The organism is Geomonas subterranea, from assembly GCF_019063845.1.
Lineage (GTDB): Bacteria > Desulfobacterota > Desulfuromonadia > Geobacterales > Geobacteraceae > Geomonas > Geomonas subterranea.
In genome coordinates this window covers 2,342,117-2,357,037 of sequence record NZ_CP077683.1, presented here as the reverse complement: position 1 = coordinate 2,357,037, position 14,921 = coordinate 2,342,117, and the positions used below count along the sequence as shown (strand labels likewise).

Below are 14,921 nucleotides of genomic sequence, written 5' to 3'. Positions count from 1 at the left end.
CATTGGCACTAGCGGGATTCATATAAACGCGCGGTAAGCCGGAAGTGTAAAGGCCCCGTCGGAAACCGGCGGGGCCTTTTTTGTGTGCTCGGCGACGGTGCTTACTGGAGAAAGGTTTCCTCGATGAAGTCCGCGACGGCGCAGGGATCGTTCAGGTCCAGCACCGGGACGTCGAGGTCGAGCTCGCCGTCGCTGGCCACCGCAACCAGGGTGGGATCGTAGTTCTCGCCGCGGCAGAGCAAGGAGGTGCTCCTCTCCTGCCGGTTCACCTCGATCTTGGGCATCCCGCTTTTCTTGAACCCTTCGGTGACGACGATGTCCATGTCGCCGAAGTACGTCCCGATCAGCTCCTCGATCGGGGGAGACTGGGTGTGCTTCTTGACGATGGCGAGCTTTTCCGGCGAGGAGATCAGCATGGTGTCGGCGCCGGCCGCCGTGAGCCGGTGGCTGTCCTTGCCGGGATGGTCGATGTCGAAACGGTGCGCGTCATGCTTTATGACCCCCACCTTGTAGCCGCGCTCTTTGAGGTGGACGATCACCTTCTCCAGCAGCGTCGTCTTGCCGGTGCCCGATTTCGCCACAAAAGATACCGCCTTTACCGTCATATGATTCCTCCCGTATTTATAACGTCTTCAGGTGTGTTGAGATTCAAAAAGGCGATCCCCCCAGGGTCGAGGTGAGAGATTTCCTCGGGCCCCACCTCCCTGACCCTCGCCTTCGGGTACCAGGCGTAGGCGCAGCATTCGCCCCCCTCCAGGAGTTCCCGGATCGGTTCAAGGCAGCGCCGGGAGTAGAGCGCGAAGAGGGGCTCATATCCCTGCCCGGTCTTCGGCACCACCGCGTCGAAACCTTCCCGGAGGGAGCACAGGTGCTGCAGGATCACCTTGCTCGGGAAGGGGAGGTCGCATGAAGATACGAAGATCCATTCGCTTTCGGCACCAGCCAGGCCGGTGTAGACTCCGCCCAGCGAACTGCCGGGGATCAGGTCGGGGAGAACGCTGAGGGCATAGCTGTCGAAGCGCTCGCGCCGGTCGCCGACCAGCAGCACCTTGGGAAAGCACTCCCGGAACAGGTCGAGCACCCGCTCGAAGAGGGGCCTTCCCTGCAGGTCCAGGAAAGCCTTGTCCCGTCCCATGCGGCGGCTTTTACCACCCACCAGGATGACGCCTGTTATGTCGTCCGCAACGAAACCCGGCATCCCCATGTACTCCGCGTGTCCTGTGATACTTCCCTCCAAACCAGCATCGTTTATACCATAACTCCCCCGTCGGCGGGGTATAAAATAACCCCGACCAGGCATGATCTTCCGCTAGTCACCGCTCCTTTCGGGGGGGCTTGAAGGGGGGAGGGATGGTCTTCATGGCTGCTCCCCTCGCCTTGGTCCTCTACCGGGGGGGAGGGGAGGTCGAGGTATGCGGCGGAAGATCATCGTTGCCCTCGGTAAATTAAAATCATCCCACGGTATTTGCACCTAATAAAAATATGCTAACCTGTGCGGTGTTCTTGGGAGCGACATCCGAAGCGTGCCGGCACGGCATGCGCAAGCGCGGTGGGGGTGGACATGCGCAGGATACTTCTCGTTGCTTCAGCCCTTGGTTTGCTGGCAGGCTGCACCATGAACATGCGGCTGGCGGAAAACGGCGCGTCCACGCCGCCGGTTGACGTGATCCGGTTGAAGGTCCGGGCAGATCCCGAGCTCAACCGCTACGACAGGAACTCTCATGCCCTGCTGCTGTGCCTGTATCAGCTCAAGGAACCGGAGGGATTCAGGCAGCTGGCACAGAATCGTGACGGCGTTCCGAAGCTCCTTGAATGCGATCGATTCGACACCTCGGTGGTAAGCGCGCGGCTCATCGTTGTCCAACCGGGGCAGGCCCTCAGCCAGAGTTGTGACAAGGGGGAAGGCGCGCGCTATCTCGGGCTCGCCACCGGCTATTACAGCCAAGGTAGGAGGAAGGTCACAGAACTGCTCGCCATGCCCTCTGGTACCGCTGCCAAACCGCCGCAGGGGTTATTGCACCTGGACCTCGGAGCCCAGGAGATAACCAACGCGAGGGTGGAATGAACGCGGCACGGGGCCCCATCTTCTGGCACCAGGGCATGTTCCTGCAGCCGCAGCACTTCCAGCTTGCCGAGCGCGGCGTGCACTCCCTGCTGACCCCGTACCACACCCTGCTGACGCCCCATTTCTGGGGGGTGTCCCGGGCGGAGGTAAGGATAGTCTCCAAGGGTCTGTGCTCCATCGAATTGACCGGGGGCGCCTTTCTCTTTCCCGACGGCACCTACATCGAATTACCCGGTAACGCCATCGTCCAGTCCCGTCTGCTCCCCCAGGAAGAGGTTTGGACGTGCGCTCCCTTCACCGTGTACCTGGGGCTCAGGAAATGGCAGGAGGAGGCGGAAAACGCAACCTGCCTGCAGCAGGACGACTCCCCCGGGATGTGCAACACGCGGTACCTCGTCGCTTCCGACCCGGTCTCCTGTCCGGACCTCCATGCCGGTGGTCCCACCGCTGAGGTCCGCCGCCTGGACCACGTCCTGAAGCTGTTCTGGGAGAGCGAGTTGGACCTTCTGGGCGATTACCTGCTGCTCCCCCTGACCCGGCTGGAGACGCGCGGCGACGGGCTTCACATCTGTCCCGACTTCATCCCCCCCTGCCTGACCATTGCCGCTGTTCCGCTGCTGGCCGACCTGGTGCGGGGGATACGGGACCTTGTCGCGGCCCGCGCCCGTCGGCTGGAAAGCACCAAGAAGCAGCGCGGTGTAACAGACGCCGACTTCGGATCGAAAGACCTGGTCTACCTCTTCGCGCTCAGGACGGTGAACCGTTACCTCGCACAGTTGGATCACCTCATCCAGGCCCGCGCTATACATCCCTGGCAGCTTTACGGCGTGCTCGCCCAGCTTGTTGCAGAACTCTCCTGTCTTTCCGGGTCCGTCACCTCCCTGGAGACTTCGGTGCCTGACGACCCGGGCATCCTGGCCGGCTACAACCACCTCGACCTGGGCGGCTGCTTCGCGCAGGCCCACGATGCGATCCTGAAGCTCCTGGACCAGCTCTGCGCCGGGCCGGAATACGCGGTCAGTCTCAGCTTCGACGGCAATTATTACTGGGCGGACCTCACCCCCGCCCACTTCCAGGGAAGAAACCGCTTCTACCTGGCGATCACCACGGAAGCGGATCCCGCCTCCGTTCTCGAATCCCTCGCCAGCGTGGCGAAGCTCGCGGCCCGCGAGAGGCTCCCTCTCCTGATGGCCCAGGCCCTTCCGGGAGTCCCCCTGGAGCACCAGCCCAACCCTCCCCAGGAACTTCCACGCCGCGCCTCTTCACTGTACTTCGCGATCGACAGCCGCTCCGACCATTGGGAACAAGTGCGAAAGTGGAACAACGTGGCTCTCTTCTGGGATCAGGCACCTGACGACCTGAAGGCCGAGCTGATGATCGTCACCAGGGGCTGACCATGAGACTGATCGACTGCTTCATGCCACTGCTGGCCCGTGTCGTCGAGTTCCGTGACGGACAGCCGCACCGTAAAGCCGATTATGCCCAGATAAAGGACGAGATAAGGGAGCTGCTGGCGCAATCGGAAGCGCTGTCGCAGGGTGCGGGGTGCGATCCGGACCACTTCGACCAGGCGCGTTTCATCGTCTGCGCCTGGGTGGACGAGACACTCCTCTCCTCGCCGTGGCCCGACCGGCAACTCTGGCAGCATGAGCAATTGCAGCGGGTATTCTACGGCACCACCGATGCCGGCGTTGAAGCCTTCGACCGGCTGGAGGCTCCGGGGCTGCCATCGGAGGTGCACGAGGTGTATTGCATCTGTCTCGCGCTGGGGTTCCGGGGGCGATACGTCGGGGAGCAGGGGGATTACCTGCTCGAGCAGGTGCGGGGGGCGCACCTGAAGCGGTTTCTGGGGGGAGCGGACACCGTTCCCGTGCTGGATGGCCTCACGCTTTTCCCTGACTCCTTCCCCTTTCATCCGGCTGCCGAAATCCAGGCGCCCCCCCCTGCGTTTGCCATCACCCCGTGGTCGGCGGTCCTTGCGGCCGCGCCCATCATCCTCTTCGGGGTCATGTACCTCGTGTACCGGTACGTGCTGAACGGTCTGGTCGTTCCGAACCTTTAGCGGAGGAGGTGCGTCGTGAAGAAGTACACCGTGCTCACCTACTGCAAATATGTGTTGTTCGGCGCGGCGCTGCTTCCACTCCTGCTGATCTCCCTGGTGATGATCCCGCTGCTTCCCTGGACGTGGCGCATAGGCATCTTCCTTCCTTTCATTGTGCTGCTACTGTGGGGAGCCCTGGAAGGGGTGAAAAAGATCCTGCACCACCGTGAAAAAGGGCAACCCATGCAGCAGGAACCCGTCCCGGTGCACTCGCCGCAGCCTGAAACGATCCCCTTGGACACGCCTTCGGCGGAAGCGGCACGGCATGACCGTGTTCTCGATCTTCAGCGCAATTTTCGGGCGGCGGTGCGCACCCTCAAGATGTCACATCTCAAGCAGGAGGGGGATCCTCTGCATGTCCTCCCCTGGTACCTGCTGATTGGCGAGAGCGGTTCGGGCAAGACCAGCGCGGTACGAGGCGCGCGCCTGCTGTCCCCCTTCTCGGAAGGGGCGCAAGAGGCGGGGACGGCCAATTGCTCCTGGCACTTTTACGATCAGGGCATCGTGATAGACACCGCCGGGCGTTACGCGGTACCGCTCGACCCGGGCCCCGACCGGGAGGAATGGCTCACCTTCCTGTCGCTGCTGAAACGGCATCGCAGGACCGAGCTGATCAACGGCGTCATCGTCACCGTGGCCGCGGACCAGCTGACCGGCGAAGTGGCTGGTGACCTGGAGGAGAGGGGGCGGCAGTTGCGCTGCCGCATCGAGGAGATGATCCGCTACCTCGGGGTCACCTTCCCGGTGTACCTCCTCATCACCAAGTGTGACCTGGTAAGCGGCATGACCGAGTTCTGCTCCCGGCTGCCGTCCGAGAGTCTTGATCAACCGATGGGGCTTTTGAACAGCGAGCTCGACACCGACGTGTCGCGCCTGCTGGAGAAATTCTCGGGGTCGCTCGATGCACGGCTGCAGCTATTGCGCCTTTTACTGCTGCACCGCCAGGCGCCTCCGACGGGACCACTGCTGCTCTTCCCTGATCAACTACGGGCGCTGCGCCCGGGGCTCGAGCTCTTCATGCCGGCGGCGTTTGGACAGAACCATTACCAGGAGACCCCGCTTCTGCGCGGCATCTACCTGTGCAGCGCCATCCCGGTCCGACAAACTCCCCCCGCCCTCACGGGCGAAATGCACGCCGTCGCGGTGGCCCACGCACCCTTCCTGCACGATTTCTTCGAAAAAGTATTGCCGAGGGACCGCTGGCTCTGGAGCCCGAGCGCCCGGACCCTGAAGTGGCGGCATCTAACCGGGAACCTGGCCATGGCCGGTTGGCTGCTGGCCGGGGTTGCACTCTGCGCTCTGCTCACCTGCTCATTCATGAGGAATGTCGATGTACTGCGGCAGGCATCCGCAGCGGCGGCCGGTATGCCTCAGATGCAGGGTGATATCGCCGCCGATCTCGCCTCCCTGGAAGCGATGCGCCGCGCCGTCGTCGACGTGGAGCGCGCCAACAGGAACTGGTGGGTGCCCCGCTTCGGCTTAACCCGCGGCAGCGACGTCGAGAAGGCGCTGAAGGCCCGTTACTGTCAGCAATACCGCAGTCACCTGCTGGCGCCGTTCGACGAGAAGATGGCGACGGCACTGGACACGCTCTCTCCGGCTGTGCCGGACGCCGATTTCGGCGGGCTGGTCCTGCACCTGAGCCGGCGCTGCAACCTCCTCAAGGCGAAGCTGACTGGAGAGGACCCGGTGAGCCTGGCGGCCCGGCCGATGCCGGAATACCGGGTGCTGGCATCCCAGGCACAGGGATGGTCGGATCCGGCCGGTGGCACCCTTTACCTCTCCTACGTCACTTGGCTTGCCGATCCCGCTGGAATATCCGAGGAGTTGCAACGACTGCAACTGCTGCTCAAGCGCCTGGTGCTGTTGAAAGGATCGGACTTCAGCTGGGTGCTCGGATTCGTGGACCGTGAGGAAACGGCGGCGCCGATTTCGCTGCGGGAGTTCTGGGGAGGATCGCGGGCTCTGCCGGGCGAGCCCGCCTTGTCCCCCTCGTTTACCCGCAATGGAAGAGAGCGCATCACGTCTCTGCTCGGGGAGTTGAGTGCCGCCTACCCTGACCGGAGCGCGCTGGAGCGGGCTCGGGCTGGGTTCTGGCGTAGTTACCGGCAGGCTGCATTTGACGCTTGGCAGGGGTTCGCGGCACAGCTCCCCAACGGCGCCCACCGGCTGTTGGCGCCCAAGGAGTGGCAAAGCGCGGCGGCCACCATGGCGGGGGAGCAGGGCCCCTACTTCAGCTTCATGCGGCGCGCCCTCTCGGAACTGCAGCCGTTTGACGCCAACGAGAGGCTGCCGGGGTGGATCGCGGAGCTGTACCGCTTCCAGGCCCTGAAGGGCGCCGGTCCGGCGGGGGTGGCATCCTCGCTCTCCGATCACGCCAGCAGGGTGGCGGGGACCATCGGCCGGCTTGGGGGGAAAAGGGAGAATCTTCCCGGCAGCGACCAGGGCGTCAACGTGGCCCGGGATTACCTGAACGCCATCGCCCAGATCGCCCCGGTCGCAAAATCGAGGGCACTGGCGCACCGGATGGCGCTGCAGGCCTTCAGCGATTCCGTTGAGGCGGGCAAGTCGCCCCTGTTCCAGGCGGCGGAGGCAGCGCAGCGGCTGAACCAGCTCCTCGTGCAGGGGCAGGGGGACGACACCTTCGCCAGCCTGGTTTATGGCCCCATAACCTTCTACGGTACCTATATCCGCATGGAGACGGCGTGCGCCCTCCAGGCCCAGTGGGAGCAGACCGTGCTGAAGGAGGTGCAGGGAAGCCGCGACCCGCAGAGCCTGCAGTACCTCCTGGGCAAGGACGGTCCGGTATGGAAATACGTCGGCGACTACGCCAACTCCTTTATCGGCTGGACTCCGGCACGCGGGTATCACCCGAAATCCGCGCTCGGGGGATCGATCCCGTTCCGGCCTGAATTCTATTCCTTCCTGGCCTCCGGTGGCAGGGCCAAGCTAGCGGCCGCTGCCGCGGCTCCGAGGCCGGCGTACCAGGTCACCATCAAGGGGCTCCCGACCGATGCCAACGCCGAGGCGCGCATAAAGCCCCAGGGGACGCGGCTGGAACTGCATTGCGCCACGGGGGTGCAGGCCATGACCAACATGAACTACCCCGTGAGCAGGCCGTTCGTCTACATGCCGCAGGCTTGCAGCGACGTGGTGCTGCAGATAGAGGTCGGAGAAACCACCCTCACCAGGAGATATTCAGGCAGCAGCGGCTTCCCGGACTTCCTGCGTGACTTCCCTTCAGGACGGCACACCTTTTACCCGCGCAACTTCCCCCGCGAAAAGGAAGCGCTGGAACGGCTTGGTGTGCGCTTCATCAAGGTGAACTACCAGCTATTCGGCGCAGGTGACCTTGCCGCGCAGCAGGCGGAGCCGCTCCCGGCGAGGGTTCCGACCCGGATCGCCGAATGTTGGGACCAGGGGGGGCAATGATCAAGGACCTGTCGATTGAGGAGCTGATGGCCCCCATCTGCGTGGAAACACCCTCCGGCCTCGACCTGCGCTACACGACCGTGTACGAAGAGATCATGGAGGCGCGCCGCTGCGAGGATGCCATCGCCATGGGTGATTGGCGGCACGACGTCAAGCAGGCCAACTGGGACAAGGTCATCGTCCTGGCGTCAACCGCCCTTGGCACCAAAACAAAGGATTTGCAGATAGCGGCATGGCTGACCGAAGCCCTCACGGTGACGGAAGGCTTCGCAGGCCTCGCCTGGGGGCTGGAACTCGTGACGGGACTCACGGAGCGCTTCTGGGACACGGTTTATCCGCAGGTGGAGGGAGGGGACCTTGAATACCGGGCGACCCCCTTCGAGTTCCTCGCCGCCAAGGTCACGTTGCGTGTCAGGTCGGTCCCGCTCACCGATCCCGCCGTCACCCCCGGCTACTCCTGGCTCAAGTGGCGGGAATCCCGGGAGGTGGGCACCGAGGCCATGTTGAGGAACCGTTACGGCGAGATAGACGAGGACAAGAAGAGTCGCCGGGAGCAGTTGCTGGCCGCGTCGGCCATCAGCGCCGAGGAATTTGATGCCGCTGTCGCGCACTCAGGCGGCGCCTATGGCGTGACGCTACGCGAAGACACCGCCAGGTGCAGCGCCTGGCTGCAGCGCCTGGAAAAGGTGATGGAGCAGAAATTCGGGGGTGCCGCTCCCGATTTGGCCGAATTGTGGTCGGTCCTTCAGGAGTGCGGCACGCTGGCAGAAACCTTCTACGGCGCATCCTCGTCAACCGCAGGCGCAGTCGCGGCGGCAGGAGCAGAGGGTACCGTGGCCGCCGAAGATTTTACCGCCCCGCAGGGGAAGGTGGCGGCCCCTCCCCCGGTGCCGGGTCTTCCCGCAGTCGCAGCAACGGCGTCCGGTGGAGGGGTCCCCGAGCTCTCTTTGTGGAGTGATGCACTGGCCATGGTAGAGGCGGGACGCTTACAGGAGGCACTGGCCATGCTGCTGTACGTCGGCAATGCTGCCGAATCGGTCCGGGATCGCACCCGGGTCAGGCTTCTCATGGGCAAGCTCTGCCTGGAAGCGGGGCGGGCTGACCTGGCCCGCCCCATCATCGAGGAACTGCACGGGGTTATCCAGGAGTTGCAACTGGAGCGTTGGGAGTCACCGCTTTGGGTCGCCGAGGTGCTGGTCGCCTACTACCGGTGCCTGCAGGCCGGTGGCCCCCGCGACGGCGATCTCGATCTTGCGCAGGCCCTTTTCAGACGCATCTGTTTGCTTGATGTCACCAAGGCGATGCCGTACCGCTGCTAGGTTGCGGCAAAAGGAGAGACCATGACCACTTCAGAAAGTCTGCAACACAGGCTTGAGCGGGTGAGGGCGCCCCGGGTCCGCATCACCTATGACGTCGAGGTCGACGACGGCGTAGAGGTTAAGGAGATCCCCCTTGTCGTCGGGGTCCTTTCCGATCTGTCGGGTACGCCGGCCTCTTCCCTTGCCAACCTGAAGGAGAGGAAGTTCGTCGAAATCGACCGGGATAATTTCGACCGTGTGATGGAAACCATGGCCCCCCGGCTTGCCTTCAAAGTGGACAACACCTTGTGCGGCAACGGCTCCCAACTCGGCATCGAGCTCCGCTTCGCCACGCTCGAGGACTTCCGTCCCGAGCGCGTGGTGCAGCAGGTTGAGCCGCTGAGAAAACTGGTCGAGGCTCGAGGGAGGCTTTCCGACCTTCTTAACCGGCTGGACGGGAACGACCGGCTGGGTGAATTGCTGCAGGATCTTTTGGCAAATGGCGACGCCCTCAAAGCGATCTGTCACCGCCCCGCAGGCGGCGGCGAAACCGGCGGCGAGAGCGCCTGAAAAGGAGGGAGCCATGGAAGAGTTCGACAAAGGAAAGCCGGTGCTGTTCTCCGAGCCGGAGCTTCGGCCGGAGTTGCTCGATCTCATCATCAACGAGGGGCGTCTTGCCCGTTGCGACGAGCAGAAGGTTTACGCGAAGGAGATGCTGGTCGAGCTGGCGCAGCAGGTGGTCGCAGGTGAGATGGCGGCCGGCGGCGACCTGGAAAGGATGATCCACGCCAGGATCGCCGAGATCGACCGGTTGATCGGCGAGCAGGTGAACGAGATCATCCATCATGACGAGGTCCAGAGGCTCGAGGCCTCCTGGCGCGGGGTCTCCTACCTCGTGCATCAGGCTGAGACCGGCAGCGATCTGAAGATCCGCGTGCTGAGTGCGTCCAAGCAGGAACTCGCCAGGGATATGGAGAAGGCGGCCGAGTTCGACCAGTCTTCGCTCTTCAAGAAGGTTTACGAGGAGGAGTTTGGCAGCTTTGGCGGCGACTCCTATGGCTGCCTCGTTGGTGACTACGAGTTCGGCAACACGCCGCAGGATCTCGCGCTATTGACGAGGATGTCAGAGGTTGCCGCAGCGGCACACGCTCCGCTGATCACCTCGGCTTCCTCGTCCGTATTCGGGGTGGACAGCTACGCGGGGCTCGACGGGCCGCGGGATCTGGCAAAGATCTTCCAGGGAGCCGATTATGCCCGGTGGCGTTCCTTCCGGATGTCGGAGGATGCCAAGTACGTGGCGCTTTGCCTGCCGCACGTGCTGATGCGGCTGCCGTACGGACCGGACACCGACCCCGTCGAATCCTTTCAGTTCGAGGAGGACGTCGCCGGCGGCGATCATGGCAAGTACCTCTGGGGCAACGCCGCTTACTGTCTTGCCGGCCGCATCACCGACGCCTTCTCCAGGTACGGCTGGACCGCGGCCATCCGCGGCGTCGAAGGGGGCGGGGCGGTCACAGGTCTTCCCTTCCACACCTTCGACACCGGCGAAGGAGAACTTGCAGCCAAGTGCCCGACGGAGATCGCCATCACCGACCGGCGCGAGAAGGAACTCGCCGACCTGGGCTTCGTACCCCTGGTCCACTGCAAAGGGACCGACATGGCTGCGTTCTTCAGCATCCAGAGCGCACACAAGCCCAAGTTATACGACAGCGATGTCGCCAACGCCAACGCGAGACTCTCGGCACAGCTGCAGTACATTCTCTCGGTGTCGCGTTTTGCTCACTACCTGAAGGCCATGATGAGGGACAAGATCGGCAGCTTCGGGACCAGGAAAAACATTGAGGATTACCTGAACCGGTGGATCAGCCGTTATGTTTTGCTGGATGACGATGCCGGGCAGGAGATGAAAGCCCGCTTCCCGCTGAGGGAGGCGCGGATCGAGGTCTTCGATCAGCCGGGCCGGCCGGGATGCTACCGCGCCGTCGCTTTCTTGAAGCCGCACTACCAGTTGGATGAACTGACCATTTCGTTGCGGCTCGTCGCCAACCTCCCTTCGCCCCGGAAGGGCTGAAGTGGTGAAAATGCGCAAAAGGAGGATGCACCATGGCCTTTGATGCCTTCCTGAAGATAGAGGGAATCCCCGGAGAGAGCAGCGACGACAAGCACCGGGACTGGATCGAGGTTCTATCCTACAACTTCTCCGTCACCCAGCCCGCCTCAGGCACCGCCAGCAGCGCGGGTGGTGCCTCCGCGGAGCGGGCGAGCTTCTCCGACTTCAGCATTGTCAAGGTGCTGGACAAGGCGAGCCCCAAGCTGTTCGAGGCCTGCGCCACCGGCAGGCACATCCCCAGCGTCACGCTGGAAATCTGCCGGGCCGGAGGGGATAAGCTCAAGTACATGGAGTACAAACTCTCCAACGTCATCATCAGCCTCAACCGCCCCGGCGGCAGCGCCCACGGCGGCGAACCCATCCCGGTCGAGGAGATCGCCTTCAACTACGGCAAGATCGAACTCGCCTACACCCAGCAAAACCGCTCCGACGGCTCCGGCGGGGGACAAGTGGCAGCCGGGTGGAACCTCGAGACCAACAAGAAAGTGTAATGACAATGCTGCCGATGGCGGGAGGGCGCATGCGATACCAGCCGGAACCGAGAAGATCCTTACTGGACAGGCTCACCGACCGCGAGCCTGAATGTCCGGCCGAAACCGCCTGCTCCTCCCGCGACAGTCTCAGGTCGCTGATCGACTCGGTGCTGCGCGACCTGGAGAACCTTTTCAACACCAGGTCCTTCCGGAGTGCAAACCCGCGCGGGGGCCTGGCCCCGTACGTGCCGGTTCCCCTGGATTCCCATCTGCATCGATCCATTCTCAGTTATGGCAGCCGTGACTTCAGCCTGGAGAACCCGCGTTCACACCATGTTCAGCAGGCGATTCGCCTGGAAATCATCAGGCTCCTTGAGTGCTTCGAGCCGCGACTGAAGGACGTGACGGTCTCTTTGGGACCGGAGCAGGGAGAGCGGGCCCTGAACTTCCGGATCGAGGCGTTACTGCAAGTCGAGCCGGTAGCACTCCCGACGGCCTTCGACACCCATTTCGACATCAACAGCGGCAGCTATACCATCCTCTCGTGATCGATTATGCCCGATGACATCCTCTACTACTTCGAAAGAGAGCTCAGCTACCTGCGCGACACGGGAAGCGGTTTCGCCAGGAAGTATCCCAAGGTGGCGGGGAGGCTCCTGCTTGAGCCGGGCAAGTGCGAGGACCCGCACACCGAGCGCCTGATCGAGGCATTCGCCTTTTTGTGCGCCCGCATCCAGCGCAAGATCGACGATGGTCTGCCGGAGATCACCCAGGCGCTTTTGCAGGTTGTCTATCCGCAACTGACGGCTCCGATCCCGTCCTGCGCGGTGGTGAAGTTCGCACCCCTCTTCAGGAACGTGCCGCAGGGGGGGTACGAGATCGCCAAAGGGACGCCTCTCTTCTCCAAACCGGTTGACGACGTGCCGTGCCAATTCAAGACTGTCTACCCTGTCGCCCTTCTTCCCGTGGAGGTCATCGATGCGTCGTTAGAGGCGCCGGTAAAGCTGGTAAAAGGCGCACAGCAGGTGGTGCGGGTTCGGTTGTTGCTGCACAGCGCCTCCGGCTTTGCGGGCGATACGCTGCGCTTTTATCTGAACGGCCAGCCCCAGCACGTCTTCCCGCTGTACCAACTGCTGCTGAATCACCTCTGCTCAGTTGAATACGTGCCGGCCGGTGCATCGTTCGCTGATTCCATGCAACTGCCGCCCGATTCCCTGCGGCCTGTCGGCTTTGCTGCAGATGAGGAGCTTCTGCCGTACCCGGAACAGTCTTTCCCGGGATATCGGCTGCTCCTCGAGTACTTCGCGTTTCCGCACAAGTTCCTTTTCATCGATCTCAACGGGCTGTCGGTGCTCTGGAAAGGTGCGGCCTTCGGTGATGCCGTCGAGCTGCTTTTTTACCTCGACACCGCTGCGCCGGAGTCTGTAGTGGTCGGGGCGGAGACCTTCTGCCTCTATGCGACCCCTGTCGTCAATGTTTTCCAGAAGATAGCCGAGCCGATCAGGCACAACCACGGCAAGAGCGAGTACAGGATCATACCCGACCTGAGACGTGAGGGGGCCCTCGAGGTACTCAGTGTCGATGAGGTCACAGCTACCGGGGCAACTTCCCCCGGTGAGGTAAAGCGCTACCGCCCCGTATTCTCGGGGAGCGGTGGGGAGGATGGTGCAGGTTTATGGCAGATGCAGCGGCGGCCTACATCGCGCCTGCACGACGGGGGCACCGACGCTTTTCTTTCCGTTTGCGAACTTGACCAAGCTGCGATTGCTCCGTTGGAAGAAACGCTTCTGGTGCGCGTGACCTGCTCCAACCGCGACCTCCCCGTTAGGCTTCCTTTCGGCGATCCTGCCGGAGATTTCGACACGGAATCTACCGCGCCGCTCGCCTTCATCAACTGCCTTCTCAAACCGACCCCCTCTCTTCGTCCGTTCCTCGAAGGGGGGCAGCAACGCCGCCTGATCTCCCATCTCTCCCTGAACCACATTTCCATTGTTGAAGGAGGTGCCGGAGCGCTGAGGCAACTCCTGTCGCTGTATGACTTTGCCTCGTCCTCTACCACCCGGCACCAGATAAACGGCATCGTGTCGGTGAGGTCCCGAACGGTTACCAGGAGAATGGGAGCAGGGTTCTGCCGCGGGTTGGAAGTGACCGTTGTATTCGATGAAGAGAGGTACGTGGGCAGCGGCGTTTACCTCTTCGCCTCCATTTTGGAGAGGTTCCTGGGGCAGTACGTGGCGGTCAACTCACTCGTGCAGCTTGTGGCCGTGAGCGCAAGCAGCGACGCGGTCATCAAACGCTGGCCTCCCAGAACCGGCGACAAGGTGCTGCTGTGAAAGTAAATGCGCCGAATCAGTCTGGTCGGAGTTTCTTTGCGACCGTCCGTCTGCTGGAACGGATGTATCGGGGCCACCACGACGTAGCAGCACCCTCATCGCCAGACACCGAAAAAATCCGCTTCACAGTGAGGAAAGGCTTTGGGTTTGCGACAGGCGACATCACCGGGACTACCGTCGATGAGGACGGATCTGCCAAAGTAGAAGTTGCCATGATGGGGCTCATCGGTCCGTCGGGAGTATTGCCGCATTGGTACCATGAACTGCTTTTGGAGCGGGAGAGGGCGAACGATCACGCCATGGGCGACTTCTATGACCTCTTTCATCACCGCCTCATCTCCATCTTTTACCGTGGCTGGAAGCGCAACTCGCTTTTGCCACAGAAGAAAAGCGACAACAGCGATGTCGTCTCCAATCATCTCTTCAGCTTTCTCGGACTCGGGACCGAGGGGCTTCGGGATAAGATCTCAGCATCGGAGGAGGCATTGCTGCACTTTTGCGGCCTGGCAAGTCGGCAGACGGCCTCAGCCGGTACGATCGCCCGGATCGTGCAAAGTCTGCTCGGCGTGGATGCCGATGTCGAGCCATTGGTGCCGCGCACCGTCAACCTGGAGCCGTCGGACCGGACCATGCTGGGCCAGAACAATTGCCTGCTTGGTGTCGACGCCGTCTGTGGCAGCCAGACTTGCGACATTCAGTCCACCTTCCGGCTTTGTCTGGGGCCTATGGCTTTCCACGACTTCATTGATCTGTCGTCAGAGTTGAGACTGAAACAGCTGGTTCCACTGATCAGGTTCCTGGTGGGACCCGAGTACGAGTTCGAGGTCCGGCTCTTTTTGAGGAAAGAGGAAATTCCCGGGTGCAGGCTCGGCGGGGCAACTACCGATGCAGCAAGGCTTGGCCGTTCCACCTGGCTCAAAGCACCAGGCTCCGTGCTCGATGCGGACCCGTTCGTGACCATCGATCCCGACGAAGTCTCGAATTTGACAGCTTCGTAAAAGTGGGGAAGCCATGTTTGCAGATGCGATAAAGAGGGCACTGGCGCCAGAGCTAGCGCGCAAGAAGTCGCACGGGCTGCAGGAACTGCAGGAATCCGCTGACCGAGAAAA

The 14,921-nt window shown here is 62.6% G+C and carries 13 protein-coding genes; 11 read left to right on the top strand and 2 right to left on the bottom strand.

All coding sequences use genetic code 11. From position 1 onward, the window contains the following. Positions 1-101: 101 nt before the first annotated feature. Positions 102-605, bottom strand: a complete 504-nt coding sequence (gene mobB, locus KP001_RS10185; RefSeq protein WP_217289396.1) for a molybdopterin-guanine dinucleotide biosynthesis protein B — start codon at positions 603-605, stop codon at positions 102-104. Beyond that, on the bottom strand, positions 602-1,198 hold the full coding sequence (gene mobA / locus KP001_RS10180) for a molybdenum cofactor guanylyltransferase (RefSeq protein ID WP_217289395.1): 597 nt from the start codon (positions 1,196-1,198) through the stop codon (positions 602-604). The genes mobB and mobA overlap by 4 nt, the downstream gene beginning before the upstream one ends. A gap of 363 nt (positions 1,199-1,561) precedes the next feature. On the opposite strand from mobA, the gene tssJ reads away from it, so the two are divergent. The 11 genes from tssJ to tssG are packed head-to-tail and all read left to right on the top strand — an operon-like array spanning position 1,562 to position 14,810. Beyond that, entirely contained in the window at positions 1,562-2,065 is a 504-nt protein-coding gene (gene tssJ, locus KP001_RS10175) for a type VI secretion system lipoprotein TssJ (protein WP_217289394.1), read from the top strand. After that, on the top strand, positions 2,062-3,459 hold the full coding sequence (tssK, locus tag KP001_RS10170) for a type VI secretion system baseplate subunit TssK (RefSeq protein ID WP_217289393.1): 1,398 nt from the start codon (positions 2,062-2,064) through the stop codon (positions 3,457-3,459). Before tssJ ends, tssK begins: the two co-directional genes overlap by 4 nt. Positions 3,460-3,461: 2 nt before the next feature. After that, entirely contained in the window at positions 3,462-4,127 is a 666-nt protein-coding gene (locus KP001_RS10165; RefSeq protein ID WP_217289392.1) for a DotU family type IV/VI secretion system protein, read from the top strand. Positions 4,128-4,142: 15 nt separating this feature from the next. Further along, a complete protein-coding gene (locus KP001_RS10160) occupies positions 4,143-7,598 on the top strand; it encodes a type VI secretion protein IcmF/TssM N-terminal domain-containing protein (protein WP_239027965.1) in 3,456 nt (1,151 codons plus the stop codon). Further along, a complete protein-coding gene (gene tssA / locus KP001_RS10155; RefSeq protein WP_217289391.1) occupies positions 7,595-8,917 on the top strand; it encodes a type VI secretion system protein TssA in 1,323 nt (440 codons plus the stop codon). Before KP001_RS10160 ends, tssA begins: the two co-directional genes overlap by 4 nt. 21 nt (positions 8,918-8,938) lie before the next feature. After that, on the top strand, positions 8,939-9,466 hold the full coding sequence (gene tssB, locus KP001_RS10150) for a type VI secretion system contractile sheath small subunit (RefSeq protein ID WP_217289390.1): 528 nt from the start codon (positions 8,939-8,941) through the stop codon (positions 9,464-9,466). A gap of 13 nt (positions 9,467-9,479) precedes the next feature. Next, a complete protein-coding gene (gene tssC, locus KP001_RS10145) occupies positions 9,480-10,967 on the top strand; it encodes a type VI secretion system contractile sheath large subunit (protein ID WP_217289389.1) in 1,488 nt (495 codons plus the stop codon). Positions 10,968-10,999: 32 nt separating this feature from the next. Further along, a complete protein-coding gene (locus tag KP001_RS10140) occupies positions 11,000-11,497 on the top strand; it encodes an Hcp family type VI secretion system effector (protein ID WP_217289388.1) in 498 nt (165 codons plus the stop codon). Between the two features lie 29 nt (positions 11,498-11,526). After that, positions 11,527-12,027: a type VI secretion system baseplate subunit TssE gene (tssE, locus tag KP001_RS10135; protein WP_217289387.1), complete on the top strand. Its 501-nt coding sequence runs from the start codon at positions 11,527-11,529 to the stop codon at positions 12,025-12,027. A 6-nt stretch (positions 12,028-12,033) separates the two neighbouring features. Beyond that, positions 12,034-13,812: a type VI secretion system baseplate subunit TssF gene (gene tssF, locus KP001_RS10130; RefSeq protein WP_217289386.1), complete on the top strand. Its 1,779-nt coding sequence runs from the start codon at positions 12,034-12,036 to the stop codon at positions 13,810-13,812. Further along, positions 13,809-14,810 carry a type VI secretion system baseplate subunit TssG gene (gene tssG, locus KP001_RS10125; RefSeq protein ID WP_217289385.1) on the top strand — a complete coding sequence of 334 codons (1,002 nt, stop codon included), beginning with the start codon at positions 13,809-13,811 and terminating at the stop codon, positions 14,808-14,810. The genes tssF and tssG overlap by 4 nt, the downstream gene beginning before the upstream one ends. The last annotated feature ends 111 nt before the right edge of the window (positions 14,811-14,921 follow it).